We start from the raw sequence: 26,691 nt of genomic DNA, 5'->3' as shown, positions 1-26,691 counted from the left end.
TGCAGCGAAGAATTTCACAACTGCCTCGGCATATCTCTAGACAGCCTGCCGGGTTATGTGGCTGAGACTCTTCGAGCATTAGCCAATGCCCATTCCCCGCTGCCGTCCGATTTCCCACGCCACGCCGCCACCGCTCACCGTCGCGGCAAGTTGCTGCCCCAGTCGCTGTTCAATCACCGGCTTCCACGGCACCAGACTGAACCCCATGCCGTCGTCTAGCATCGCGTAGCGCCCGCTGGCGAGCATGAGGCTGCGCCGGTAGATGCCAGCCACGCGCTGCCCGTCGGTGACGGGCCGATGCGCTAGGCCGATTTCGGCGGCAATATCCTTGGCGGCCTTTGCCAGTTCCCGATTCCGCAGCGTCCCCAGCAAGTTCCGGGCGAGGATCACCCGCTGCCCACGCCGCTGGGCCAGCCCCTGTTCTTCAAGGAAGTCGGCGCGCTGCTGCAAGGCTTCCTTCGTCTCGCCGCCAAAGCCCAGATCGCCCAGCCCCTTGCCGCCACCGATCAACTGCTGGTCCAGCCAGGTCGCGCCGATCACGCGGGCCTGCCGCTCGATGGGCAAGTGCGATTTCAGCTCCACCGCCACGCCGCCCAGGCGCTGTGCGTCGTTCTGGCGGCCACGTTCGGCCAGGTCGTCCGGCACCTTCCATAGTCCATCAGCCACACGTTCCACGATGCCGGCCCGGCGCAGGGCTTCCAGTCGGCGGACATGGGCCGCGACGACCTCCTGCGGGTCGCGGCCGGGCTTGGCTCGGCCTTGCTCGATCGCCAGGTGATGATCGGCGCGGTACAGGCCATCGCTCGCCAGCGCGGCGATGTTCTTGTCGGCCGCCCGCACCTCGTTGGAACCGCGTACCTCCACCACGGCTCCGGTGGGATAGTTCGCCAGCTCGTCGCGGGCGTTCAAAGCGACGTAGTGGGCCTTGCCGTCCACGCCGTCGATGACCAGATAGCCGCGGTCGTGCAGCTCGTCGGCCAGCCCCTTGCCGGCCACGCGGCCGACGATGGTGCGGCCGTCGTCGCCGGGCTCAAACACCGCCTGCTCGCGCGGCTGGCCGCTCATGGCGCGCTGCATGGTGCGGATGATGTCACCACGCTCGCCCAAGGCGCGCAAGGTCTTCTCCGCGTCGGCATGCACGGCCCAGGTGCCGGGCTGCGTCTCGTCAGCCAGGCCCAGGCGCTGCAAGCGTTGGAGTCGGCCGATCAGCAGCAGCCGCTGGCGTTGCAGGCGGGGCTCATTGAAGCGCTCGATCTGCACCCGGCCATCCTCGCCGGCCTCACGCTGCAACGTGCGGTCAAGGCTCGTCCACCGCTCCTGTTCCACCTCGCGCTGCAAGGTCTGCTGGATCTCCAGTTCGGTGCGCGGCCCCAGCCATTCCGTCGCCAGTTCGGCGGCGCGATGGCGGAAGCCGTGGGCGATGTAGTCGCCCGCGATGATGAGGTCTTTGCCGGTGTCGTCGCGCCCGCGCACGATCAGGTGGGTGTGCGGGTTGTCGGTGTTCCAGTGATCGACTGCCACCCAATCCAGCCGCGTCCCCAGATCGGCTTCCATGCGGTTCACAAGATGCCGGGTGTAGGTGCGCAGGTCGTCCAGCTCGGCCCCGTCCTCGGGCGAGACGATGAAGCGGAAATGGTGCCGGTCGTCGTTGGCCCGCTCCTTGAAGGCATCGAGGTCGGCATCGTCAATCTGCGGCCCGTAGGCCCGGCCCGGTTCGCCATCGCGGCCGGCGCCGTCGCGCTCGATGTAGCGCAGGTGCTTGGCGAGCGACTGCGGGCTGGCGTTGCGTTGATTGACCAGTAGGGTCTTGATGGTCACGCGCCGCGACATGGACGTCAGCTTCGCCCCGGCGAAGCGCGCCGCCGTATGGCCGCGCCCCAGGCGCGAGCCGGGCCGCTGGCCGGCGCGTGCGCCGCTGCCGCCGGCTGCGGAATGGCGCATCGAGGACTTGCCGCCGCTGGCCTTGCCCGCCTGCTTGAGTACCTTGGAAACGAAGCTCTGGCCCTGGCCTTTGCCCCGGTTCTTCGGGGCGCTCGGACGCACCCGGAAATCGTCGTCGCGGCGGGCGGTCATGGCTGCGCTCCCTGCAAGCTCTGGCGTGTCCTGTCGTGCGAAGCACGGGGACATGCCTGCATTGGCGCGGGCCTCGCGCCCCAAGCGGCACGGTGGCGAAGCCGCTCCGTGCCGCGCCACCCCCATGTGCAGACAGGCTTTCTACGCGGCCTGGTGCCGCGTCCTTTTGTCTTGCCTTCCGCCTTTGCCCTTCGCTGTCGCTCCGGGCATCGTCGGCCCGGCGGCGCTGCTGCGGGAGCAGCCAGCGCGCCGGCGAACGCGCGGACTGACGCCATGAAGACAGCAGGCCGGGCGCGTTCGAAGCAAGACGCCTGCACGTTGGAAGGCTGCGCCGGATGTTGCGCGAGGCGCGGCGCGGATGCGCCCGCGCTGCACGCGCGACGACACGGCGGCAGCCACCGGAACGACATGCCCGATGGCACGATGAGATGCACGGCAACGTGCAGCGAATCGGCGGCCATCATGGGCGTGTCTCCAGCCAGACCGGATACGCGACGCCGATCACGGCGGATGCGCTGACTGGCCCGAAATAGCGGCTGTCGAACGACGCTGGATTGGTCACGCTCAACAGGAACAGCTCGCCCGGTTCGAGGCGGCGGCAAAGCTGCAAGGATGGCAGCGGGCGGCCCAGCCGGTCGGCAGGCAGCACGGCGGCCGAAGGCACGCCGTCGATGCGTACCTGCCCGGCGACGATGCAAACGTGTTGTGGCGCGACGGCGCCCACACGTTTGAGCAGCGGCACGCGCGTCGGCAGGTAGCCGCGCTGCGCAGCCAGCGTGGCGGCCCTGTCGGGCAGCGGCACCAGCACGATGCTGTCCACGGGCAACGGACGTGGCAGCGAGGCGGCGCGCAGGTCGAACGGTTCGATGCGATACCAGCCGACCGCCACGCTATCGGACGGGTTGTAGATCAGGCGCGGCAGCGGATGCACGAAGGACGCCCAGGCGAGCGCAGCGAGGCCGCAAGCGGACAGGCCCGCCAACACGAGGCGAGCGCGCAGGCGCGAGCGAGGATGCGGCGGGATGCCGGTTGCGCTGGCAACGGCGGATGGAAGCGTCATGGCAGCGCCCTCCCGGTTAGCCAGGCAGCGTGCCGCTCGGCGGTGTATTCGGGCAGCGGCAGGCGTGCAGCGAGCCGGTTGGCGAGCGTGCGCCAGTACGCGGGCGAGACAGCGGCGGGCGCGATGCCCAGCGCCTCGATGGCGTCGATGCACTCCAGCACCGCGCGCACCTGGTTCTCCCCTTCGGCGTGGAGCAGCAAGCGCGCCCCCGGCTGCACGCCGGGGATGCGCTGCGCTGCATCCAGCGGCGTGCAAGCCTGCATCACCATGAGCTGCCAACGCACAGTGCCGTAGTCGTTGGCCTGCCAGCGGATACGGCACAACATGGCGCCCGGCAGGAACACCGCGCAACGGCGCCAGCGGTCGAGCTGGTGCGTGCGCGCAGGTTCGCCGAAGCGCAGGTAGAGCTTGAAGCGCGGTTCGATGTAAGCCAGCGCCACGCGCGTCAGCGGCGTGCTGGCGGGCTGGCCGGAAGGCGCTACGAGCGCAGCCGTGGCCGCGCCAGCGGCAGGCGAAGCGGATGCGATCATGGGGTGTTCTCCTTGCGGTGTTCTGGAAACTCCCGCTCCAGTAACGCGCGCAGGAGTTCGGCCACGGTCACGCCTTGCGTGAAGGCCGACACCTTGATGCGCGCCCGCATGGCGGGCGTGATGTCGAGGGTCAGGCGCGCGGTATAGAGATCGCCCTTGTTGAGCGCATCGGCATCGCCTTGGCGAATCCACGCCTCGGCGTGCGGATTCGCGGGCGGACGCGCACCGATGCCGACGCGCTTGCTGCGTGGTGATGGCTTCGCAGTCATGTCGGCCACCGCAGCAGTTCGTCGGTGAGCGCGGCAATCTCGCGTGCGGCGGCGCTGTCGGGCGCGGTTTCGCGGGCGAGCCGGCCAGCGGCCACGCTATCGGCGAAGACGATGCGCTGGTGGATCTCCGAGCGCAGCGCGGGCAGCGGCTGTTCGGCCAGCGATTGCCGTGCTTCCCTGCCGATGATGGTGGTGCTGACGCGCCGGTTGATGACGAAGGCCGCGCGCAGCCCAGGCCGGAATACCTGCGCTTCGCGGATCAGCGAAACCATCTCGGCGCTGGCCCACACGTCGTAGGGGCTGGGCTGAACAGGAATCAGAACGCGTTCGGCCGCCAGCAGCGCAGAACGCGCCAAGGCGGCGATCCTGGGTGGCCCGTCGATGATGACGTGATCGGCTCGCCTGGCGAGTTCTGGGGCTTCCTGGTGCAGTGTTTCGCGGGCCAGGCCCACGGCGCTGAACAGCCGGGGCAAGCCCTGCTGACTTCTGCGCTGCGTCCAGTCCAGTGACGAACCCTGCGGGTCGGCATCTAGCAGGACGACGTGCTGGCCGCGCAAGGCCAGTTCCCCTGCAATGTGCGTGGCGAGCGTGAGCAAGGCAACGATCATGGCGCGGCCCTCCGTGCTGGAAAGCCGGTCTTTCGCTCCTGCATTTCGTGCCGTTTGGCGGTTGTCCACCGAAACGGCGTGCTTCTACTAAAAGTTATGTATTTACTGTTAGGGAAGTTAAGGGGCGCGCAAACCCAGCAACGGCGCGGGTTTGCAGCCGATTTTTGTGCCTGATAGCACGAGGATTTGTTGCCTGATAGCACGAGCCTCCTGTTGCCTGATAGCACGAGTGAATTAACAGGTTTTCCCGCAGTTATCCCCGTGCCGTGGGCGGCACGGGCCGGAAGGTCAGCAGTTCGGTTTTCTCGCCGGGCATCCGCTCGATGCCCAGGACGTAGCCGGGCAACGATTGCTGCGCCACCAGCGCACGCAGGTCGGCGGCGAAGTCGTAGTAGCGCGCCACGCTGCCCGACTTGCGGTACAGGTGCTGGAAATCGAATTGCCAGCCGTGCTCCTGCCGCCCGCCGTGCTTGCGCACCAATCGGTACAGCCACCGCTCGATGCCGCCGGTCAGCCGGAAGTACGTCGGGTCGATGGTCAGCACCAGGGCCGCATCCACCACGCCCGCATAGAACCAGTCCGGCAGGATCAGCTCGATGCCCAGCGGCGTGCCGCTGGCGTCGGCCAGTTCCTTCCACTCGTTGATCCACGAGAAGCGATGCAATCGCCTTCCCGTGGTTTCGCGGATGGACGTGGCCACCGTGGTCGATTGCAGTCGGTCGAGCGCGGCCTTGAGGCGCTGGTAGTCGCGCAGCGACGTACCGCGCCCGATGAAGCGCAGGATCTCGTAGGGGCGCACCTGCATCAGCCGCGAGGTCGGGATGCCCGCATCGCGGGCTTCCACGATCTGGCTGGCGGCCCAGATCAGGATGTCGGCATCCCATATCGTGGCGATGCCGTGTTCCTGCGTACCTTCCACGCGGATGGTGATGCCGCCTGCCCGGAAGTCGATCGGCGCCGTGCGCCGCGACTTCGCCAGCGAGAAGAATGGAAAGGCCATCAAGTCCTGGCTGTCGCGTGGCGCCATGTCGCCCGGCAGCGCACGGAACAGGTCGAGTTGTTCGCGCTGCTGCAAGGCTTGCCCTGGCGGGCTGGACATGGCGAAGGCCACCCACGCGCCGACGGTCAGCGGCCATCACGGTAGTCGCCCGCATGGCGCTCGGCGTACTCCGGGTCGGAAGTCGCATCAAAACTGCGCGCATCGGCCCAGGCGTCGAGGTCGCTCACGGCATACATGACGCGGCGGCCGAACTTGCGGAACTTCGGGCCGCCGCCGATCACGCGCTGTTTCTCCAGCGTGCGCGGCGACAGCCGCAGGTAGTCGGCGGCTTCGTCGTTTGTCAGGTAGCGTTGGGGCTGCGCGGGCGCAGCGACAGCAGCGGCGGCAGGCCGTAAGGGAGCGGGTCGCATGGGATGGTCCTCCATCAAGCCCGGCCACACCACGCGGCCGGATAGAGGCACTTTCAAGAAATTCGGGCTTCTTGCTAAGGGACGAATTGCAGGGGGCGCAAAACGTCCCCCCTCAATGCGATGCAACCGGCGGAAGCTGCGCCAGAGTGCGATAGCCCCCGCACATCAACGCCTCGCCGCGCTGCACCAGCCGCCGCACGCGGGCACGTAAGGCGCTGTCTTTGTGCCAGTCGGCCGCGACGGCATCTGCACCGAACAGCCCTTCGGCAACTTCGCGCAAGGATGCGCCCGCCAGGGTCGCGTCGAGCGCCTGCAGGGTATGCACTTCCTGAAGCTGGCTTAGCGAAGGCCGGGGCCGCGCAGTGGCGACAGGAGCGGCATCCGCCGCAGCGGCCAGCCTGTCTAACTCGACGGCAAGTGCGTGGTATCGAGCACACGGTACGGCGCAGGCCCGGATGGCATAGGCGTAAGCCATGCCGTCGGCCAGGCCGGGCGCGAGCACGAAGCGCAGGCAGCAGCCGGGCCAGCGTGCCATCAGCACCAGGCGCTTGCCGTCATGGATCAGGTATTTGTGGCCCGGCAGCTTCCAGAACTCAAAGCACAGGGCATCGGGCGGTGGATCGGCATCCGGGTAGAGCTGCACCACGGCATCGTGATCGGGGAACCAGGCCGGGTGCGCGTCTCGCGCATCCAGGGCGGGATCTTCCAGCAGGCGAAGCCCCCAATGCCCGCCAGCATCCGGTTGGCGACGACGGCGGAGCCAGTCGTGCCGATAGTCTGGATGACGGCGCAGGTACTCCCAGGCCAGCGCCGGGCCATCCAGATGCAGAACGTAGAGATAGGCCGCCGTGGCATACCACGGCTCGGCACTGCGATCAGCCATGCGGCAACCTCCCTGTGCTGGGGATGCGTCGCCACGGCGAAACGGCGTGCTACGAGACCATCGTCAAAACGTCATGGGTGAAGCGTAAACTGGCAGTGTCAAGACCGATGAACTCCGATGCGTTGCTGAAATCGTCCGAGTGCGACGGCGGCAACGCACTCCAATGGCATGCCGCGTCGGTCAGCTTGCCGCAGCCCGCGCCAGGCATCATGACCGTCTCGATCTGGCACGCACCGCTTCGGTGCAACACTGCCGATTCAGACCGAACGGGTCACAGACCAGACCGAAATAGACACAGTGCGCTCCGCTTCGCGCTGGCGCTCAATCGGTGATCGAGCCGTTGTCTTCGGCCAACCGAAGGTATTCCGACAAACGTCGCACCGGCTGGAAGTAGCGATCCCGCATCACGGGCTGCTGGCGCGGCCCGACGATGGCGGCCAGGTCGGACAGCCTCACCGTTCCCAGCGCAGGCATGCCAATCCCCAAGTCGATCAGGCCGTGGGCGGTATCGCCATCGGCGGGGTCGAGCGAAGCCAGTAGCCAAGTGGCATGCGCATCTGGCGTGAACAGGCGCACCACGGGCAGCGGGTCGGTGTCCTGCCCGTCAGCGCGAGCCTGGCCGTTGGACAGCAGGCGCATGCGCTCGTCGGCGGTGATGAGCGGAGTCATGGCTGTACGTCCACGGACTTGCAGAGCAGCAGAGGCGCTTTCAAGCCTTCCCACGAAAGCACAGATGAGCAAGCCGACGCACCCGTAGAAGCGTAAAGGCACGAAGGCACATGCACGGAAGTCAGGAAAGACACGGATCAGGCTCTCCGCTTTTGAAGAAAGCCGCCAGTGCGGATTTCAGCAAAATCACAAAAGTGCGAAATGAACACTATAGATTGTAGCCCTATAGGATGCAACAGGTTGTCATTCTGGATTTTGGGGAAAGTTCAGAATGACAGCGTTCAAGCCATCCTTGCCCGATGCACTGCGGCGGATCAGAAAGGCGCGTGGCCTGAGCCAGGAGGCGTTCTCGGATGTGTCCAGCCGAACTTATCTCAGCTCTCTGGAGCGAGGGCTGAAAAGCCCAACATTGAATAAAATTGAAGATGTTTGTGCCGTGCTGGATGTTCACCCACTCACGCTGCTGGTCCTTGCGTATGCGGGTAGTGATCCAAAAAACGCCCATGAACTGATGGATCACATTGCTCGGGAAGTTTCATCATTTTCCAAGCATCCGAATAAATAAAAGGAGGTGAGTCGTGTTCAAAATTACCGGACTGGATAAGCTTCAGAAAAACCTAAAAGATGCGCAGCGCGCCTTGAGTGAGTTAGACGGCGAACTGGGGGTCGTAAACTTTGATCCAAATGATCCCGCCAGCATTGAGGGCGCAATTCAATCGGTCAATCGAATGATCGACGACCGCTTAGGAGAATATTCTTCGAACCCTATCGTTGGCCCTCTCGCAGAACAAATGAAGGAAAAGTATCGGGAGAGTATTCTTGAAAAAGCGGCGGAAGCTAGATTGAAGTCGGACGGGGATAATTGATGGCTAAAGACTTATTCTCGGAAATAAACAATGCAGTTTTAGACTTGCAGTCCTCACAGCTTCAAACTTACGAAAGACCTCTCAAAAAATTGGCTCAACTGCTACGACATCCCGACCTTGAGCCATACAACGCCGAGCTCACGGAAGGTCTCGACGTTGAGGCGTTCATCGCTGAAAGTGAAAAGACTGGGGGCAGCATGGTTGGAAGCGCCCAGCTTGCTTGGCCAGATGACCCCAAACAGGCGCTGGGGTTGACGTTGCTTTTAATCGAGAAGCTGGCGGCAAATCCCGGCTACGCTACCAATTTCGGACACCATTTTTTCTATTCCGGAAAAAAGGTCATTGCTGGAATTCACGCACTTACTGGCCAGCTAATCATTCCCTTTGTGCGAGATTACAAGAGTTATATCCAAGCCAAGGGAAGCACGGAAACCATGTTAAAAGCCCAATTTTCGCGCAAGGTCTTTATTGTTCATGGTCACGATGATGGCGCTCGCGAAACAGTAGCGCGATTCCTTGAGCGAATAGGGCTTGAAGCTATTATCTTGCACGAACAGGCTAATCAAGGGCGAACGATTATCGAAAAAGTCGTTGCTCACAGTGACGTTGGTTTCGCAGTAGTTCTGCTTACGCCAGACGATGAGGGCTGCGTAAAAGGAGGAACGCCTGAGCCAAGAGCCCGTCAGAATGTGCTTTTGGAGTTGGGATACTTCATTGGCCGACTGGGCAGAGACAAGGTATGTGCTCTCAAACGCGGGGCGGTGGAAATCCCAAGCGATTTCGCCGGTGTCGTTTGGGAGACGATGGATAGCGGCGGAGGTTGGAAACAGGCACTTGCGCGTGAGCTTGAAGCTGCCGGTCATAGCATCGACTGGAATAAGGTCATGCGTGCATAGAGTTGTGCCCCGCCGCAATGGGCGGGGCGCGGTGGGCGGCCGTCAGGCCGCCTTGGGCTTGCTGCGCGACCAGATCAGGTCATGCGTGCCGTCCTCGCCTTCGATGAGGCGGGCATAGACCGTTGCCGGGAACGAAGGATCGTCGAGGGTCACGGAGATGTAAGCCCGCCCGGCTTCGCTGGTCTTCTTCCACGCCGCGCCGATGTCGTAGCCGGCCGCCTGAAGGCGGAAGTCGGGGGCGCTTTCGTTCTCGCCCTTGTCATTGGCAACCAGCTTGACCTTGACGTTGAGGGTCAGGGTGCGAAGCGTGCCGGTGAAGCCGTCTTTCTCTGCGGTGAAGGTGCCGATGTTTGCCATGATGAATTTCCTTTCGGTTGAACAGGGTTCGCGCCCATCGCGTCCTGTTGTGATCCGACCGGCGGGGGACGGGCTGGCGGCACCGCTTGCGGGCGTAACGCAGTGGAGCGCCTGGAAGCGAAAAGAATTTGTCCCGCGAGGAATGCGCGCAGCGCAGGGGAAATTGTTTTCGCTGGAAGGTTGCAGCCATAGAAGCCCGGCCACCGCCCGGATTCACAAACAGACAGGACGCCTTGGGCCGACCCGCTCAGAAAGGAACATGGCCGACTCGGCTTCCCGCGTGACGGCTTCACCGGCTTGCGCCCTGACACGGGCAAGGACAACACCCAGCGACAAGGTGAAAGCGTCTCTGACGTAGCCAGGCGGCCTCCTGCTTGAGGCGTGGCGTGGAAGCTCCAGTGCAAGGCCGGGTGGCGTGTCGGTGAACCATCCTTCGTGACGTACAGGCAACGAACCGCCAGCGTCGAGCACGGCACGCTTTCGTGCAACCTGCCGCAACAAGCCGGGGCGTAGCCCCACAAGCGCCGCCCATTGCGGCGATGTGCTGTCGGAATGTCGGCGGCGCGTGCGCCGCTGCACTTGCATGGCTTCAATGGCTTTTGCGCACAAGGCGACTTGTGCGCGGCCCCTTTGCCGCCTAACCGAAGGCGGCAAAGGGGCGTTTTGGCTTTGAGCCTTGAAACCGGGTGCGGCCACTGCCGCGCGCGGAGTTTTGGCATTTCCCGCCCCAAGACGGAACGGCTTGGGCGCGGTGGCTTCCTATTCTTTGGTTTCGATGATCCACCACACGGCACGCGGCAAGGCGCGGCCCGTGACGAGGTGCCGGTCGGTCAGGTCGGCGCGGGCTGTCCAGCCGCGAGGCGGGCGGTAGCCGCGCACGTCGCCATCGCCATGCCGACGGCGAGCGCGTACCGTGCCGGGGGCGTAGGTCGCGGCCATGCGTGGGCGGCTCGTGGTGTTGTGGCTCATGGGGGAATCCTCGGCATGAAAGCGCCCCGGCTGGAACCGGGGCGCTATCTGTGGTGCGGGGTCAAGCGGCCAATGCCTCGGCCTGCGTCTGCTCATCAGTCACGGCGGCGACTTCCTCCGGTGCTTCGGCTGCCTCGTCCGTCACCACCTCCTGCGCGGCCTGCTGCGTGGCTTCGGCGGCGAAGATGGCAGGCATCCAGCCGGTGCTATCGGCCAGCCGCTCGGCTTCGCTGGCAATTTCGCCCTTCTTCAACTTCGCCAGCCGGGTGACGTGCTCCGGCGCGAACTCGCCCACGGCGTCCAGAATCGCGGCCTTCGGCACATGCTGGAAGTAGCCATCTGCGGTCGGCTGCCACCACGCGGCCATGTTCAACCCCACGGCCTGCACCAGTTCGGCACCGGGCTGGTGTTGTGTGGCGCGGGGCGTCACCACGTCCACCGTGGACGCCACGCACACGGCCAACAGGCGCACCAGTTCATCCTGCGACTTCGCCAGCAATGTGGTGAAAAGTTCGGCGCTGTCCTGCGGCAAGGCTTCGCCTGCCACCTGTTGCAGTTCGCGCAGTGCCACGGCGGCGGGCGATTCCGGCCAGTCCGGGGCCATGCCTTCCAGCCGATCCTGCTGGGTCAGCTTCACGCCCAGCGGCAGATCGTGGCCGTAGTGGCTGCCTTGCAAGACAGTCTGCACCATGCCATGCACCAGTGCGGCCAGCGCCACCTGCGGATGCCGGGCCATTTCGATTTGCAGCGCGGCGGTACGGTGGGCGCTCAAGCGTTGCGCCAGTCGGTCGGACATGGCGGCGGGCTTGGGGGCGTCGTCGGCTTCCTCGCCGGTGTCGTCGTTCCCGGCTTCGCCCTCGCTGCCGAAACCTTGCCGCAGCCGTTCAAGCGTGCGCAGTGCCTCGGCCTCGGCTTTGCGCAGCAGGCCACGATGAATCACGGCCTCGCCGTTGCGGTCGATGGTGACGATGGCACCGGCGGCAGCTTTGACGGCTTCCCCGTAGTCCTGCAAGCCATCTTCCAGCGCCTGCAACTGTTCGCCCAGGTGTTCGCCTTCCTCCTGCAAGGCGTCGGCCTTTTCTTCATCGTCGGCGTCTAGGGCGGCATCCACGGCCTCGGCCAGCGCCTGCATCTTGGTTTGCAGCTTCTCGATGCGTTGGGCTTCGCGCTTGTTCGGGCTGCGGCGCTGCCTCGGGGCGCGTTGGAAGGCTTGCAGGTCAGCATGGGTCGTGCCGGGGGTGGCATCCACCCACGCCCAGCCTTCGGCCTTCACCTCGGCGGCAAGGCTGGCCAGCTTGTCCTGCGCCAGTCGTTCCAGCAGCGTGGCATCGGTCAGATATATGCCGCTATCGGCTTCCGCGAACAGATCGCGGCGGGTGCCACCGCCTGCGGCCTCGTAGGCGTCCAGCCCGACGAACCGCACCAGCGGATGCCGGTAGGCGTCGATTTCGCGCTCGGTCAGGCGGTCGCGCAGGTTATGCGGGCTGCGCTGCCATGTGGGCGCATCGTAGAACGCGGCTTCCTGCGCGGCGTGGTCGTCGGTGATGGCAAGGGCCATCAACTGGTCAAGGCTCACGGCCTCGGCCCGGTAGTCGGCCAGCAGGCGCGGCGACACGTTGGCAAGTTTCAGGCGGCGCTGCACCACCAGCGGCGTGACGCTGAAATCTGCGGCAATGTCCTCGATGGGGCGACCTTCGGCCACCAGCGCGACAAATGCCTCGAACTGGTCGGCGGGGTGCATGGCTTCGCGCTGCACGTTCTCGGTCAGGCTGGCGGTGCGGGCGGTGCCATCGGCTACCAGCAGGCAAGGCACCTCCCATTCCTTGCTGATGCGGTGCTTTTTCGCCAGCAGCTTGAGGGCGGCAAGGCGACGGCCTCCGGCCACGACTTCGTAACGCTCGCCGTCAGCGGTCGCGGTCACGATCAGGTTTTGCAGCAGGCCGACACGCTGGATGCTGGCGGCGAGTTCGGGAATCGACATGCGCGGGGTCTTGCGCACGTTGCGGCCCGTAGGGCGCGATACCAGCCGCGACAGCGGCACAAGAATCAGATTCTTGCTCGGGTCGGCGGCTTCCAGCAGCACGGCAGGCGCGGCGCTGGCCGTGGCGTGGATGGCTTGGGCTTCGGTGTGGTTGATGGCGTTCATGGTGAAAACTCCTTGCGATGATGGAATGCAGCAGCGAATGACGCGGCAAGGGTTGCTGCCTGCCCCTGCCGCGCAGGGGAATCAGGCTTTCAATTGGCGCAGGCCGTCGGCCAGCAGCCACAGGGCGCGATTGAGGCGAATATCGGAATCAATGCCCTGCACGGGGCGGGTCTGCTGGCGGCGTCCGTTGGCGCTGCGGCCATGCAATCCGCCTTTGGTCAGGTTCTCTTGGGTGCGGTTGAACACGCTCCACAAGTCCGGGCGTCGGTCGTCGAAGCGGCGCGGCATCAGGATTTGCGATTCGGTGATGGGCGCGGGCTTGTCCGGGTCGTCGTACTTGAGCGACAGCGCGGCGCGGGCGAACACTTCGGCCTCGCCTTCGTCCAGCGTGATGGCCTGCATGGATTCGCGGGATTCCAGCGCACGGTCAAAACCGTGCAACACCTGATAGGCACCTTCGATCACTTGCCCGGCCACGTCCCCCTTATGCGGCACGCGCACATCGGCCACGGTGTCGCCGCAAACAAGGCCATTGCTGCACACGAAACGGAACATTCCGGCCAGCATCTGGTAACTGCTGGTGCCATCGTGCGAGTTCAGCAGGATGATTTCGTTGGCTTCGCCTCGGGCGTTGATCTGGCTGGCGTGGCGCAGCCGGATCATGTGCTTGGTGTAGTCGCGCCGATCTTCGTGGCGGGTGCGGGTCTGCGTCACCATGAAGGGCTGAAACCCTTCCTTGCGCAGTTCGGTCAGCACCGTGGCTGTAGGGATATAGGCGTAACGCTGGGAACGGCTTTCGTGGGGCGCTTCCGCAAAGATGGACGGGGCCACACGGTGAATCTGGTCATCGGACAGCGGGGAATCGCTGCGCAGTACCGGAGAGCGGGAAGCAAAACGGGATGCAAGCATGGTCTTTCTCCTGACGAAAATGGTTTGCTGTTCAAACCGCACACCGGATTCCTAGATTCGGAGCCCAGCCTTTCGGCTGTTCGGTGCGGTTGGCACGAGGAACCCGGTTGGCCCTGTTGCCACCGTCTTTCCTGAGTTCATCGCCCGCGACGGTCAGGAGCCCACGGACGTGGGCCGTCAAGGAGAAAAGCGTCAGGTAGGTGCGGCCCGCAGGCGTAGCCGAGGACACGGCCTGGCGCGCCTTGATGGCACGCGGCCACGGGCTACAGTCGCGAGCAAGGTGATGGAGTCAGGAGAGACGGCTGGACATGGCAACGGCCGCCGCGATGTGCAGACCGCACGCAAGCGAAGCGCGCAGGCCCGAAGCTGGAAGCCGGGCCGTAGGCGTCAGCCGAGCGGAGCGAGGGAACGATGGAAGCCCGAAGGGGCGAGACGCCGCAGGCGGCTCGATGCGAAGCACGACAGCGCGACCGGCCATGTTTCCTGGCCGGGGACGCCCATTCAATCAGCGATGGACGTATAGACTAGATGCCCTGGATGAAATGCTACTGGTTCGCAAGGGTTTCTGCGTCTGCCCAGCCGGGCAACGGTATCGAGCAGTGCCAAGCACAGCGCCCCAGTTGGGGGCAAGGCATCGGCACCGAGCGCTGCAGAAAAAAGCGCGTCGGCCCGAAGGAAAAAGCGCTGAATGGTCGCCGCACGGTCACTGCGCTGTCATCGCCTGCAACGGCTAAAACACGCCGCGTTGAAAGATCACACATGGCTGCCTGTCTTCGATCGGCGACGGCAAACATATCTCGTTCCAGGTGCGTTAAGCGGCGTGTGCGGTACGCCTGTTTGGGATCTGCAGCCGCTTGTCTGCGAGCAAAGACGCCGCTTGTCGGAGACCGGCGCGAGAAAGCCATCGTCGGAGAGATTCTGAAGATCCAGACACGAGCCTCAATCGGTCATCGCTGCATGCCCATGCGCAGGAAACAATCCAGCAGAACGGCACCAGTGTCTAAGTGCTGCAGGGAAGACAAACGTATTGTTCAAGCGGCACATGCTATTTTCCGTCCATAGCGATCTCAAGCCGGCACAGGAACCAGTCTTTCATCAAGTTTCCAACAAGGTCTGGATCCAAGAGTGAGCCATATCCCTCTCTCCGCTCAACAGAAACCGCATTTCGCCGCTGAAAGCACTGTCGACATGAATAGATTTCAATATTCGCGCAGCCACCCTTTTGAACGCTGGCTCTTGTAAAGCATCAGATTGTGTCGCAATGAACAGTGCCTTTGCCTCCTCAATATCCCCTAAAAGCTTTACAGCTTCTGAATGCCGCAGTTTGCAAGTTGGCTCGTGATGCAAATGGTATATTTCTATCGAAATATCTGCACGCTGGCGTTGCTCGGGAATATCACTCGTGGCACAAGGCTTCCCATTCTCTTTTCTGCATCCTAAAAGCCGCCAATCCCCGACTTCGCAAGGATCGACCAGAATTGGTCGCTCGCCAGTGACAGCCCCTGGCTCATAAACTCGGCGCGCCTCGTCTAACAGTGGGAACCTATCAGCCTTTCCACCGGCAGTGTCACCCTCGATATCTTTCCGGCGAGAATTGCAGAACGTGCAGGCATACCGAAAATTCGACTGTTCAAAAGCGAGCCAGCGATAACCTCTATGCTCATTCTCTGCGTCTCTTACGCGGCCTTTCGGTCGAAAATGATCAACGGCGTTATCCGAGCGAGGAACTGAAACTTCGCAATACCAACACTTGTCATTAAAAAGATTCGCCAATCCGTCTTTCAGTTCTCTCCAGATCCGGGCATAATCATCTGGATTCGCACCATTCTCGACTGCAATTTTTGCCGCAGCCGCACGCTCCAGCCAACCATCAGGCAAACGCAATCGCGTCGAGTCAATGTACCTCACTGATCGGGCTCCTGCTTATCGCGCTGCTCGGCAAGTAGTTCCCGAATGAGTCGCTGCCCCAACTCCTCCCGCTCTTCGGACTCCATTGCTATTGACCGGTTAGCTAACTGCTCCGGATCGTCCGACTCAAACTTAGCGCGCAGTGCAGCGCTTCTCAAGCGTAGGTAGCGGGAATACTCTTCATCGGGATGGAAAAATCGAAACCCAAGTCGTTCCAATTTAGAGTTAATTTCAGATAGGGCTGCGAGCTCTTCAGGTGTCAAGTGCTCTTTACCTGCGTATGCCCTTTGCCGCTCTAGGAGCAAATGCGTCGGCTGATCAAGCGTTGAGGCGATACCAAACATATCGCTTGTTACAATTGCAGCGTAGCCCAGGCCGCGCGGGTCAAGTTCCGGGTGCACGGCGACAATGCGCGTCGATTCTGCATCCTTTGATAACTGCAGAATTTGAACCTGCTCCCGCACAAGCTCTGCAATTGCCAGCGGATTATGAGTGGTTAACAGTATATGGCTATTTTCCCGATCATCATTACTTTGACCAGCAAAGGTTCGTAGATAGTTGAAATAGTCGACGGCCCAACGTGGATTTAAGTGCGTATCGGGCTCATCCAGCAAGAAAAGACTTTCACTTTCAGCCGTAAATCTAAGCAGGCCTAAAACCGTCAATAGCTGTTGTTCGCCTTCGCTAAGTTCACGAAAGGTAACTGTCCCGTCATTCTTTTGGAGGCGCACCCGAATGCGCACTTCATCAATTAGCTGGGAAACGTGGGTGCTTTCCATGTCACGAAAAAATTCAGCCGGACGCTGCTCACCCACCAGTTTGCGGAGCGAGGCGATGTCTTTAACGTATAAATATTTGAATTGAAGTACCTTGTCGCTCCAAAGGGAAACGCGCTCACGACGGCTGAGCTCGACTGGGGCCAATGCAATATTGTAGAGGCGGTCCAGAAAAGAGGCGACGACTCCCTTAGCACGCCAAAAGCGAGGGTCTCCTTCTTTAGATGTCCAAGGGGGCTCTCGCAGTACAAATAAAACCGACTCGATCCCCTCATCTGGATCAATACCCAAGTGTTCGGCCAAAAAATTCCTTACATCATCGGACTGCTGAATAAGGAATGCCAGCAGGACAAACTGGCTATGTACTGGCATGGCATAAAACAGTCTTTTTAATCCAGGATCCTCCCCCCGCCTTAATTTTTTATCAAAATCCTCCAAGTATGGACGGAATACTTGATAGAGCCGGTCACTTTCACCTGAATAATAGGCAAATACATATCGCGGCAAATACCCGAATTTAGGATCGAAGAAACTCTTCAGCGGAATTCTTTTTCCTCGTAGGGCGGAGGTTTTCGAACTTATCTCGAAAGAGGCGTCGAATAACTCATCGCTTTTAGCCTCTGCGTCTGTTGCGACATGAATAATAAGTGAATCACGCGGCCGATCCGGGTCAGCATCAATATTGACGTGCAACGCAGTTGAACCAGAAGAAATCCTGTATTCAAGATTGAATGCAAATGCAGGTTTTCGCGCCCCTTGAATGAAGTCCCGGAAGATGGTAGCAAGCGCCTCAAGTACATTTGACTTTCCCGTGCCATTCCATCCAATTACGACCGTAATCCAATGCTGCTGATCAAAGTCGATTGAGACATTTTTTAGATTTTTGAATTGATGCGTAGGGCTGCTTTTCGGGCTACCTATGGTGATCCTATCTAGGCGCATACTTACACCGCCTTCAAACGGATGCGGTCGTAAATTTTACGTCCCTGATCGTCATTGACGGCCTCCGTCTCCAGCTTTCCGGCCAAATCCAAATCTCGCAATTCCGAATACAATCGCTCAATCTCTTCGGTAGACGCTCCGTCGCCGATTCCACAGCGCTGAAATACGTCTTGCGCAGGAAGCCAATTCTTCGCCTCTGTTAAAACCTGCTCAAGTGTTCTTTCTATCTCCATGAGTTTCTCCCGTGTCTGCCCCTGGTAGATCTGCTTTCGACTTTGAATTTTTCTGGGTTGTGCCACAAATTCTGCTTTGACACGCTCTAGCAAAGCCGACGCTGGTTCGTCACCTGCGTTTTGAGGAATCAGTTGTCCTTCAAAAGCTTTGGAGAGGAGTGCAGTGTCGAGCTTTTCCAGCAACTGAGAAGCACCACCGTGACTGGCAGCGACCCGATCTAACCACATAAAAGTGCGTTCTATCCGACGAACAATCTCTACCGCTTCCTCAAAAGGAGGAACCGGCAGTGGCAGAGCCGCTACCTTTCTTTTACTGATCGAAGCTAAATTTGTCGTCTGAGTACCTTCATCAAAAAAATATTGTTGACCACGCTCGTTAGAAAAATGAGAGACAAATTCTGGCGGCAAGGTCGCCGGTTTCATACGGATACGGAAAACGTGATTTTGGTGAATACATTCGTCAACTTCACCATTCCAGACCCACCCCCGCCCCAACTTATCACGATCGCCCCCTTCGTTCATGAGCACGTCACCCTGTGCTAATAAAAGACGGGCTTTCTCTTCCGGGGTGACGAAAATCGTCTTGATCTCGTCAAGATTCAACCATCCCCTTTGAACATTGGCCACACGAAGATACGACACCTCAACTAGTTCTTCCTGTCCGCTTCTACGTTTCCCAACTTGGATTCCGCTTTGAATTTCACTGATATCGCCCAATCTTTGTATCGTCCACCCTTCGGGAAGACCAGAAGTAGTATCAGAATTACTGCCGCGAAGATCGGCTGTCAATTTTCCCGAGAAAGCTAATTCAAGCACTGCGGACTTATATGCCGCTAGTAGAGAAGGAATCTTCTTTAATTCGCTACGAGCACGCGCACTACGGGAAATCAAATTATCTATCTTGGCGACGATACGCTCTTGTTCTTGGAGAGGGGGCAGCAATAAGGGGTGGCTCCTTAAATAATCTGCCGGAACTCTTTGCTGACCAACTGCGCCAGACATTACTTTTCGCGCGTTATCCCGAAAGCTCTGTTGGCGGATGAAATACCAAAGAAATTTCGGAAGAACCGCCCCTTTGCTTCGAAAGACGTGAAATTCCGTAGAGCCGAAACCTATCCCATTAGTAAGATTGGCAGCAACGGCAGCCTTTCCATTCTCCATGGAAGGCGTAATCTTCGCGAAGATCACATCATTTTCGGCAAACTGAGTGAACCCCTTATTAACTTGTCTAAGGGGGCGCCTCATCGGAGTGGCGATCGTCCCAGTTATTTCGCTAACAGCCGCCATAGGAACAAATGTTACGAACTCATCTGGCGAAAGATCGACTGATTTGCGTGGGTTAACTTCCGCCACATCTGCAATATTAACGCTCACCCATCCCTGAGGAAGCTTACTCATATGTGGCCTCCTCGAAAACTGCATTCACCTCCAGCCCGCGGCCGTCTAAATAGGCAATTCCCTGAGTCACTGCCGAAACCAAGTTCGCGGCGATCATTTGTCAGTCTCCGAGCTCTCAGCCAACTCGTCGGCAACCGCCTCTATCTCGCTCAGCGCGGCGCGTAGATGAAGTAGAATTGCCGCAGAAATGTCATCTGGTTCTGTAAGTCCATCTTCAGGATCTGCCTCCGTTTCAGAAAGCCATGAGATATTCAAATTATCGAATTTCTCGGCAATTTCTTCTCGACTAAAGCAGCGCCAGCGCCCCCCTTTACCTTGATCTTTACGTAATTTCATTGCCTCAAGATCAACGCCATATACGGCCTCGAATGAGGAGAAGTCCGCAGCCTGCAGGGGTCTTTTCTTTCCATATCTTGGGGCGTCATGGCGCATATCGTAAATCCATACGGCCCGAGTATTCCCAGTATTCTTTCGGCCACGGGTAAAGAAAAGAACATTCGTCTTCACGCCTGGACTATAGAATATCCCGGATGGCAATCTCAAAATCGTATGAAGATCGCAACGATTCATCAGATCTTGTCGAATTTTTCTTCCCACTCCGTCTTCGAATAAAGCGTTATCAGGGAGTACAACTGCTGCGCGACCACCTGGCTTAAGCCCTAAATATATATGCTGGAGAAAAGCGAGCTGCTTGTTGGTCGTGGCGTAAGCGATATCATCTCGTTGCTTTCTAGCGCTCCCAGCCTTTGATCCAAAAGGCGGATTTGCAAGAATGACGTCTGCGGGGGAAAGATCTTCTGCATCTTTTGTTAGTGCATCACCAAGAATCAGATGAGACTCAAGTCGATGGAGGAACGCATTCATGAGGCAGATGCGATACGTCCCTTTCTCAATTTCCACACCCTCATATCGTGGAGGATTACTCTTGTACTTCTTTTCACTCACTTGAGAACGCACATAGTGATCTGCTGAGATCAAGAAACCTCCGGTGCCGGTGGCCGGATCCTGTATCACTTCCCCCAATCGTGGCTGAAGTAGCTTAATCATACAATCCACCAGGGGGCGCGGCGTAAAATACTGACCCGCACCGGATCGTGCATCCTGAGAGTTCTTCGCAAGCAGCCCTTCGTAAATACCCCCCATGCCATCAAATGTTATTGAATGCCAGTCAAGCTTCGCGATTCCATCAATAACCGCCTTGAGGTTTTCTGAATGCGAGAATACGGTTGTCGGGAAGGCATAAATTTTGCGCACTGCTTCGCTTGAAGCATGCGCGCCTAGGTACGTAAGCATTTCCCGATAAAAATCTAGAAGATTATCACCCTTATAAGCGACAAGATCGCTCCATCGTCTCCCATCTGGAATGAGATTCTCCGTCTTATTTTCCTCTGCAATTTTAAGAAAAAGAAGATAAGTCAGTTCCGAAATGTATTCGTGGTAGCTAACACCATCACCTCGAAGGACATGACAAAGGTCCCATATTTTTTGTACGATACTTTCAGAATTCATAAATCCGACCTGGTAACTTTATGGCTTAAGACAGCCTGAATATATTTGAAAATTTGCTCTTGGCCGTCTTGCTTCCCCTGCCGACGCCATTGCTGCTCGATCAAGTTAACTTGTAGCCAACCCACCTCAAAATTGACTAGCCATCAGATGATGGCCTGCAAGCCCTTGTCTGCAATTAAGTTGAGCAGCTTGAGCGCCGGGCCGGCCGGGCGAGTCTCGCCTTGCTCCCACTTGCGCACGGTCGATGCCGTGGTATGCAGGTGCAGCGCGAACACCGGCTGACTGAACTTCAAGCCTTCGCGCAGGCGCTTAATGTCGGCCGCGTCGAACTCCCGCACCGGCGGCGGGCAAATCGCGTCAAACTCGCGCATCGTCACCTTGCCGATGGCTCCTGCCTCGTGGAGCGCCGCCAGGTCGCCGCGCAGCGATTCAATGATCTTGCTCACAATGCACCTCCATTAACACGCCAACCTGCAATGCTTTCGACAGGGCTTCTGCAGTCAGTTCCAGAAACACCTTGCCGGCGAATTGCAGCGCCTTCTTCTCATCCTGCGTGACGTTCGCCTTGTCGCTCTTGGGGAACCCATGTAGGAACACATAGCGGCTGCCAATCCTGGCCGACAGCAGCGTGCGGTAGCCGCCGCTCTTCCCACCACCGGGACGGGCCACCCGCTTCTTGTAGAGGAAGCCGCCCAAGTCCGCATCAATCAGACCGCTTTCCATCTCCTGAACTGCCTTGCACAATGCAGCATCGGGCAGCTTCTCTCCCGCCTGCCACCGTGCAAAGTCCTTGCGCTTGAGGATGCTCTTCACATCAACCTCCAAACTATACCCGTAACGGGCATATCTTTCAATCCCTTGCCGTACCACCACGAGAGGAACGGTACGCTCGATTGTTGTGACAGCGACACGACAATCGGGACAGGCAAGGCTGGGGTACCGGCCGCCGCTCATACCGTAGCTTCCGCAGGGCACGATGCGCCCGTAATCGCCAGCCGCCGACTCGCTACCAGTTCGGCGGCATCCCGTACAGGCTTGTCCTCGGTATGAACATAGTGCATAAACATCGCCACGGTCTTGTGACCTGTGAGCTTCATGCCCACCTTGGTTGGCACGCCCGAGTTGGCAATATCAGTGGTCGCCCGGTGGCGAATGCCGTGCGTGCCAACGTGCGGCACACCAGCGGCCTTGAGCACGCGAGTCCAGCCGCCGTAGTGTTCACCGTGGGTCATGTGCCGAGTCGGATCGTTGGGCGAAGGTAGGACGTAGGGGCAGCCTTCCCGGCGCGGCGCTGTGGACAGCAGCCGATAGGCTTCCTCGCTCATGGGCTTGGAGATGCCGCCGGTCTTGCTGTCAGGCCAGACGACGCGGCGCTTCTCCAGATCAATCCAATCCCACTCCAGCGGGCAGATTTCGGAGCGGCGGGCGGCGAACTCGAACTGCAGGCGGATCGCCAGCGGGATGACGTAGTTCTCCAGTCCCTCAGATTCCAGATACTTCAGGTGACGGAAGATCCGCACCAGCTCGTCATCCACGATGAGCCGAGTTTCCTTGCCGGGCGGGTACATCGGGACGTGACGGCACGGATTCGTGCCGTCAGGGCGCAGCCCCCACACTTCGGCCAGGTTGAACATCTTGCGCAGCACGCCGAAAGTGCGGTTCGCCTCGGCTTGCTTGTAGGCCAGCTTCTTCATCAGCGCCGCCACGTCCGGGCGCTTCACATCCTGCACCTTCATCCGGCCCATGATCGGAATGATGCAGCGGTCAATCACGCCCTGATAGCCGCGCTGCGTGCTGGGCTTGTTGCGCTGTTTGGAATAGTCCTCCATGAAGGTGTGGCAAAACTCCTTCATGGTCGGTGCCTTGCGGGCGGCGTTCTTGGCCGCGCCGGGGTCGCCCCCCCTGCGCACCTCGGCCAGCCACTCCTGCGCCATCGTGCGTGCCTGATCGACCGTCAGTTCCCCGTACTGGCCCAAGGCGGGCTTGCGTCGCTCGCCGGCATTCGTGCGGTACTGGAGCATGAACACCTTGCGGCCCGCCGGGGTGATCTTGCACAGAAAGCCAGGCACCACGGTATCCCGCAGTTCGATGGCCTTGTCTTGAGGTTGCGCCGCATCGACTGCGGACTTGGTGAGCTTGATCTTCGCCATGATGACTCCTCGGAAAGCCCGGTTTCCAAGAGCCGCATGGGAGCCACGCGAGGGGAAGCCGGGTCAAGTTTCGGAAAGCACCGGCATATGTTGAACTCGCCTAAGTGATTGATAAACCTGCTGTATCGAGCCTTGGCGTAGTCCAGCGAAATGCGGTGCTGGAGTCATCGTGAAACAAAAAACGGGAGGCCGTGGGGCCTCCCGTGAAACCGGCCGGAGCCGGAGGACTGTGTTGTGGCGGACACAGCCTACCGGTGCGCCGATCTTTATGCAATACCTGAAGAATTACGGCATAACTGTTTGAATTTATTGCATATCCGTGCGCAATGCATCGCGCTTCCGCGCCCGCCGCTCGGGTCGCGGAAGGCTCCAGGCATTGTCGAACTGGGCCGGCTCCCAGGCGCCGTAGCTCGGGTTCGGCAGCACCCACCAGCGCGCGCCGAACCAGTCGCGGTATTGCCCGTGCAGTTCCTCGTGCAGGGCCGGCGTGTTCGCCGCCGGCTGGACGAAATCCCCGAGCTGGTCGCCGAACTGCATCAGCACGCGGTGCGTGCGTCCCACCAGCTGGCGGCGGCAGGTCTTGCCGGAGCCTGCCTGCTCGCAGCCCGGCACCTGCAGGCCCAGGCCGAGGAAAACCCCGTCGTGCTGCACCGGCAGGCCCTGGCTGCGCAGGTTGTCGAGCGTGGCATCGGTGAGCGCGGCGCTGCGGTTGGAGACATAGAACACGGTGATGCCCTTGGCGGCGGCCGCCTGCGTGAACGCCACTGCGCCCGGCACCGGGATGGCCTTGCGCTCCTCTACCCACGCGTCCCAGGCGGGATCCGTGAATTCCTGGCCGTCGACCACCAGGCGCGCCTGGTAGGCCGAGTTGTCGAGCACGGTCTCGTCGATGTCGAGGATCACCGCTGGCGGCAGGGACGAGGCGTCGCCGGCGGCGGCGCGCTCGGCAGCGACCAGCGCGTCCCAGGACGTGTCGGCGAGCGCCGTGTCGAGGCGTTCGGTCGCGGCGCGGAACACGGTTTCCGACAGCGCGCGGTACTCGATCGAGCGCTGCATCCAGAGCACGGCGTTGAGGTTGTCGTCTGCCGGGACCGACGCGGCCTGCGGAGCGCCCGGCGCCGCGGGCGCGCCATCGGCCGGAAGGCTGCGGCAGCCTGCGAGCGCCAGCGCGGCTGCGAGCAGGGTGGCGGTGCGGGTCAGGTTCGAACGCGGCTGCAGGCGCATCGGAAACACCGGTAGCGGGAAGGCCCGCGAGTGTAGCCGAGCGACGGGAATTCGCATCTTCGTGGCATTCGCGACGGGGCGGCTTCTGCGGTGATCGTGCAGGAGTTTCGCAGTGCGGGTCGCGGCTGTAGCCGCTCCTGCACATGGGCTTCGGGGGCGTCAGCTTTCCAGCATCGCCCGGATCGCGGCGAAGCCGACGTCGGCGCGCTCCTTTTTGCGCGCGGCGTCCGCCACCGGATCGGCGCCGTCACGCTGCAGCTCGGCGGCCGGCAACTCGGCAAGGAAGCGGCTCGGCACCAGCTTCAGGCGCTCGCCCCAGCGCTGCGACTCGCGCGGGTACGACAGCCACAGCTGCTCCTTGGCGCGGGTGATGCCGACGTACAGCAGGCGCCGCTCCTCGTCGATGCGGCCCTCCTCGACGCTGGCCTCGTGCGGCAGGGTGTCGTCGTCGACGCCGATGATGAAGACGTAGCGAAACTCCAGGCCCTTGGCCGCGTGCAGGCTCATCAGCCGCACCTGGTTGCCGGGCTCGCCCTTGTCGGCGTGGCTGAGCAGCGCCAGCGAGGCGGCGAGTTCGCCCGGACCGGCGCCGCCGCGGGCGCCGTCGAACCAGTCGGCCAGCTCGTCGAGGTTGCCGCGGCGGATGCGGAACATCTCCTCGGTCTTGCACTGCGCGCGCAAGGCTGCGAGCAGGCCCGAGCGCTCGTTGAGCACGCGCACCAGCTCGGCCGGCGGCAGCCGCACGGCCTCGGCGCGCAGCCCGCGTACCAGGTCGGCGAAGCCCGACAGCGACGAGGCCGCGCGCGGTGCCAGCTGCTTGAGCAGGCCGACCGACTCGATCGCGCGCGACATCGGCATGCCGGCGTTGCGCGACAGCTCGGCCAGCTTCGCCAGCGTGGTCTGGCCGACGCCGCGGCCCGGCGCCTGCACCGCGCGCAGGAAGGCGGCGTCGTCGTCGGGGTTGGCGAGCATGCGCAGCCAGGCCAGCGCGTCCTTGACCTCGCCGCGGTCCAGGAAAGCGGTGCCGCCGGAGAGGTGGTACGGCACGCGCAGCATCTGCAGCGCCTTCTCCAGCGCGCGCGACTGGTGGTTGCTGCGGAACAGGATGCAGAACTCGCTCCACTCCACCTTGCGCGCGGCGTTCACGAACTGGATCTCGGCGGCCACCCGCTCGGCCTCGTGGGCGGCGTCGCGGCACTCCCAGACGCGGATGCGCTCGCCGTCGGCGTTGGCGCTCCACAGCGTCTTCAGGTGTTCGTGCGGGTTGTTGGCGATCAGCGCGTTGGCCGCGCGCAGCACGCGGTTGGAGCAGCGGTAGTTCTGCTCCAGCTTCACCACCTTGAGCGCCGGGTAGTCGCGCGCCATCTGCGACAGGTTCTCGGGATTCGCCCCGCGCCAGGCGTAGATCGACTGGTCGTCGTCGCCCACGGCGGTGAAGTTGCCCTTCTCGCCGGCCAGCGCCTTCAGCAGCCGGTACTGGGCATCGTTGCTGTCCTGGCACTCGTCCACCAGCAGGTAGCCGATGCGTTCGCGCCAGGCCAGCGCGCACTCGGCATCGGTTTCCAGCAGCTGTACCGGCAGCCGGATCAGGTCGTCGAAGTCCACCGCGTTGAAGGCGGCCAGACGGGCCTGGTAGAGCTCGTAGATCATCGCCGCTTCGTGCTCGGGCGTGGAGCGCGCCAGCGCCCGCGCCTGCTCGGGCGACAGGCCGGCGTTCTTCGCCCGCGACACCAGGCCCTGCATGGCCTGGATGGCGTCGGGCTTGGCGCCGGGCATCAGGTCGCGGAACTGCGCGGTGGAATCGTCGGAGTCGAAGATCGAGAAGCCGCGGCGCAGGCCGGCGCGCTCGTGCTCGATCTGCAGCATGCGCAGGCCCAGCGCGTGGAAGGTGGAGACGGTCAGCCCCTCGGCGGCGTCGCCGCGGATGCGCTTGGCGACGCGCTCGCGCATCTCCTTGGCCGACTTGTTGGTGAAGGTGATCGCGGCGATCCGCTTCGCGGGGTAGCGGCCAGAGCCGACCAGGTGGGCGATCTTCTCCACGATCACGCGGGTCTTGCCGCTGCCGGCGCCGGCGAGGACGAGGAGCGGGCCTTCGCAGTGGGAAACCGCGGCCTGTTGCTGGGGATTGAGGGACATCGTGCCGGGGAGGGTCGCTGGCCGGCCATTCTATCGGCTGGCTGCGGCACGGTGCCGCGGGCCGGCTCCGCCGGCCGGCCCTGCGCGGCCGCGCTGTGCAGCCCTGCTGCGGCCACCGGCCGCGCCGTAAACTTCGCCCATGGCCAAGCTCTACTTCTACTACTCCGCGATGAATGCGGGAAAGACCACCACCCTGCTGCAGTCGGCGCACAACTACCGCGAGCGCGGCATGCGCGTGCTGATCCTGGCGCCGGCGCTGGACGACCGCGCCGGCAGCGGTACGGTGGCGTCGCGGATCGGGCTGCAGGCCGAGGCCACCGCCTTCGGTCCGACGGACGACCTGCAGGACCTGGTGCGGGCCGACATGGACGGGCATGGCCGGCTGCACTGCGTGCTGGTCGACGAGGCGCAGTTCCTGTCGCGCGCCCAGGTCTGGCAGCTGTCCGAGGTGGTGGACGCCTTCGGCGTGCCGGTGCTGTGCTACGGCCTGCGCACCGACTTCCGCGGCGAGCTGTTCGAGGGCAGCGGCCAGCTGCTGGCCTGGGCCGACGAGATCCAGGAGATCAAGACGATCTGCCACAGCGGCAGCAAGGCCACGATGACCGTGCGCGTGGATGAGCAGGGCCACGCGGTGCAGGACGGCCCGCAGGTGGAGATCGGCGGCAACGAGCGCTACGTCTCGGTCAGCCGCGCCGAGTTCAAGCGCATCGTGCGCGGCGAAGGCCGGATCGAACCCGCGCAGCAGCAGCTGCCGCTGGGCTGAGCGCCGG

The 26,691-nt window shown here is 61.8% G+C and carries 26 protein-coding genes; 4 read left to right on the top strand and 22 right to left on the bottom strand.

All coding sequences use genetic code 11. From position 1 onward, the window contains the following. Positions 1-78: 78 nt before the first annotated feature. The 9 genes from IE168_RS11275 to IE168_RS11235 form a co-directional block, all read right to left on the bottom strand. Positions 79-2,073 (bottom strand): relaxase/mobilization nuclease domain-containing protein, encoded by a 1,995-nt coding sequence (locus tag IE168_RS11275; RefSeq protein WP_022960609.1) that lies wholly within the window; start codon positions 2,071-2,073, stop codon positions 79-81. Positions 2,074-2,533: 460 nt separating this feature from the next. Beyond that, complete coding sequence (locus IE168_RS11270) at positions 2,534-3,133, bottom strand: S26 family signal peptidase (RefSeq protein ID WP_182266194.1); 600 nt, start codon at positions 3,131-3,133, stop codon at positions 2,534-2,536. After that, on the bottom strand, positions 3,130-3,663 hold the full coding sequence (locus tag IE168_RS11265) for a DUF2840 domain-containing protein (RefSeq protein ID WP_182266195.1): 534 nt from the start codon (positions 3,661-3,663) through the stop codon (positions 3,130-3,132). The genes IE168_RS11270 and IE168_RS11265 overlap by 4 nt, the downstream gene beginning before the upstream one ends. Further along, positions 3,660-3,932, bottom strand: a complete 273-nt coding sequence (locus tag IE168_RS11260) for a chromosome partitioning protein ParB (RefSeq protein ID WP_182266196.1) — start codon at positions 3,930-3,932, stop codon at positions 3,660-3,662. Before IE168_RS11260 ends, IE168_RS11265 begins: the two co-directional genes overlap by 4 nt. Continuing rightward, positions 3,929-4,540 (bottom strand): ParA family partition ATPase, encoded by a 612-nt coding sequence (gene parA, locus IE168_RS11255; RefSeq protein WP_189498308.1) that lies wholly within the window; start codon positions 4,538-4,540, stop codon positions 3,929-3,931. Before parA ends, IE168_RS11260 begins: the two co-directional genes overlap by 4 nt. 253 nt (positions 4,541-4,793) lie before the next feature. Then, positions 4,794-5,651 carry a replication initiator protein A gene (locus IE168_RS11250; RefSeq protein ID WP_425490156.1) on the bottom strand — a complete coding sequence of 286 codons (858 nt, stop codon included), beginning with the start codon at positions 5,649-5,651 and terminating at the stop codon, positions 4,794-4,796. Positions 5,652-5,665: 14 nt separating this feature from the next. Then, complete coding sequence (locus IE168_RS11245; protein WP_014859391.1) at positions 5,666-5,950, bottom strand: helix-turn-helix transcriptional regulator; 285 nt, start codon at positions 5,948-5,950, stop codon at positions 5,666-5,668. A gap of 112 nt (positions 5,951-6,062) precedes the next feature. Continuing rightward, complete coding sequence (locus IE168_RS11240) at positions 6,063-6,833, bottom strand: DUF2285 domain-containing protein (protein WP_182266199.1); 771 nt, start codon at positions 6,831-6,833, stop codon at positions 6,063-6,065. Between the two features lie 321 nt (positions 6,834-7,154). Further along, the gene (locus IE168_RS11235) at positions 7,155-7,502 is read right to left on the bottom strand and encodes a DUF2958 domain-containing protein (RefSeq protein ID WP_182266200.1); all 348 of its coding nucleotides are present in this window, start codon (positions 7,500-7,502) and stop codon (positions 7,155-7,157) included. Positions 7,503-7,773: 271 nt separating this feature from the next. On the opposite strand from IE168_RS11235, the gene IE168_RS11230 reads away from it, so the two are divergent. From IE168_RS11230 to IE168_RS11220, 3 genes are read left to right on the top strand one after another with little or no spacing between them, the layout of a single operon-like run. Beyond that, entirely contained in the window at positions 7,774-8,067 is a 294-nt protein-coding gene (locus IE168_RS11230; protein WP_175223965.1) for a helix-turn-helix domain-containing protein, read from the top strand. Between the two features lie 13 nt (positions 8,068-8,080). After that, complete coding sequence (locus IE168_RS11225) at positions 8,081-8,368, top strand: hypothetical protein (RefSeq protein ID WP_175223967.1); 288 nt, start codon at positions 8,081-8,083, stop codon at positions 8,366-8,368. Then, on the top strand, positions 8,368-9,264 hold the full coding sequence (locus IE168_RS11220) for a TIR domain-containing protein (RefSeq protein WP_182266201.1): 897 nt from the start codon (positions 8,368-8,370) through the stop codon (positions 9,262-9,264). The genes IE168_RS11225 and IE168_RS11220 overlap by 1 nt, the downstream gene beginning before the upstream one ends. Before the next feature lie 42 nt (positions 9,265-9,306). Here the strand turns inward: IE168_RS11220 and IE168_RS11215 are convergent, their stop codons facing one another. The 13 genes from IE168_RS11215 to IE168_RS11155 all read right to left on the bottom strand — a co-directional run bounded on the left by IE168_RS11215 (position 9,307) and on the right by IE168_RS11155 (position 25,921). Beyond that, positions 9,307-9,621, bottom strand: a complete 315-nt coding sequence (locus tag IE168_RS11215; RefSeq protein ID WP_182266202.1) for a DUF736 domain-containing protein — start codon at positions 9,619-9,621, stop codon at positions 9,307-9,309. Between the two features lie 759 nt (positions 9,622-10,380). After that, positions 10,381-10,590 carry a hypothetical protein gene (locus IE168_RS11210; RefSeq protein WP_182266203.1) on the bottom strand — a complete coding sequence of 70 codons (210 nt, stop codon included), beginning with the start codon at positions 10,588-10,590 and terminating at the stop codon, positions 10,381-10,383. Positions 10,591-10,651: 61 nt separating this feature from the next. Continuing rightward, positions 10,652-12,736, bottom strand: coding sequence for a ParB/RepB/Spo0J family partition protein (locus IE168_RS11205; RefSeq protein ID WP_182266204.1), 2,085 nt, complete (start codon positions 12,734-12,736; stop codon positions 10,652-10,654). Positions 12,737-12,817: 81 nt separating this feature from the next. Then, positions 12,818-13,645, bottom strand: a complete 828-nt coding sequence (locus IE168_RS11200) for a DUF932 domain-containing protein (RefSeq protein ID WP_022960621.1) — start codon at positions 13,643-13,645, stop codon at positions 12,818-12,820. A 1,095-nt stretch (positions 13,646-14,740) separates the two neighbouring features. Then, positions 14,741-15,553, bottom strand: coding sequence for an HNH endonuclease (locus IE168_RS11195; RefSeq protein WP_124207739.1), 813 nt, complete (start codon positions 15,551-15,553; stop codon positions 14,741-14,743). Next, on the bottom strand, positions 15,550-17,271 hold the full coding sequence (locus tag IE168_RS11190) for an ATP-binding protein (RefSeq protein ID WP_023049540.1): 1,722 nt from the start codon (positions 17,269-17,271) through the stop codon (positions 15,550-15,552). Before IE168_RS11190 ends, IE168_RS11195 begins: the two co-directional genes overlap by 4 nt. Before the next feature lie 2 nt (positions 17,272-17,273). Next, the gene (locus IE168_RS11185) at positions 17,274-18,902 is read right to left on the bottom strand and encodes a restriction endonuclease subunit S (RefSeq protein WP_182266205.1); all 1,629 of its coding nucleotides are present in this window, start codon (positions 18,900-18,902) and stop codon (positions 17,274-17,276) included. 93 nt (positions 18,903-18,995) lie between these two features. After that, positions 18,996-20,411: a class I SAM-dependent DNA methyltransferase gene (locus tag IE168_RS11180; RefSeq protein WP_003462990.1), complete on the bottom strand. Its 1,416-nt coding sequence runs from the start codon at positions 20,409-20,411 to the stop codon at positions 18,996-18,998. Between the two features lie 143 nt (positions 20,412-20,554). Further along, on the bottom strand, positions 20,555-20,857 hold the full coding sequence (locus IE168_RS11175) for a helix-turn-helix domain-containing protein (RefSeq protein ID WP_027016815.1): 303 nt from the start codon (positions 20,855-20,857) through the stop codon (positions 20,555-20,557). After that, complete coding sequence (locus IE168_RS11170; protein WP_003462995.1) at positions 20,841-21,224, bottom strand: type II toxin-antitoxin system RelE/ParE family toxin; 384 nt, start codon at positions 21,222-21,224, stop codon at positions 20,841-20,843. The genes IE168_RS11175 and IE168_RS11170 overlap by 17 nt, the downstream gene beginning before the upstream one ends. 137 nt (positions 21,225-21,361) lie before the next feature. Beyond that, a complete protein-coding gene (locus IE168_RS11165; protein WP_003462997.1) occupies positions 21,362-22,561 on the bottom strand; it encodes a tyrosine-type recombinase/integrase in 1,200 nt (399 codons plus the stop codon). Positions 22,562-22,867: 306 nt separating this feature from the next. After that, positions 22,868-23,785: a 5'-nucleotidase, lipoprotein e(P4) family gene (locus IE168_RS11160; protein ID WP_189498306.1), complete on the bottom strand. Its 918-nt coding sequence runs from the start codon at positions 23,783-23,785 to the stop codon at positions 22,868-22,870. Positions 23,786-23,944: 159 nt separating this feature from the next. After that, a complete protein-coding gene (locus IE168_RS11155; protein WP_189498304.1) occupies positions 23,945-25,921 on the bottom strand; it encodes a UvrD-helicase domain-containing protein in 1,977 nt (658 codons plus the stop codon). A gap of 139 nt (positions 25,922-26,060) precedes the next feature. Between IE168_RS11155 and IE168_RS11150 the strand changes: the two genes are divergently transcribed. Then, the gene (locus tag IE168_RS11150) at positions 26,061-26,684 is read left to right on the top strand and encodes a thymidine kinase (RefSeq protein ID WP_189498302.1); all 624 of its coding nucleotides are present in this window, start codon (positions 26,061-26,063) and stop codon (positions 26,682-26,684) included. The last annotated feature ends 7 nt before the right edge of the window (positions 26,685-26,691 follow it).

Source organism: Luteimonas padinae, assembly GCF_014652935.1.
GTDB lineage: Bacteria > Pseudomonadota > Gammaproteobacteria > Xanthomonadales > Xanthomonadaceae > Luteimonas > Luteimonas padinae.
Note: the sequence above shows the minus strand (reverse complement) of the source record. Positions and strands in the feature narration are given on the sequence as shown.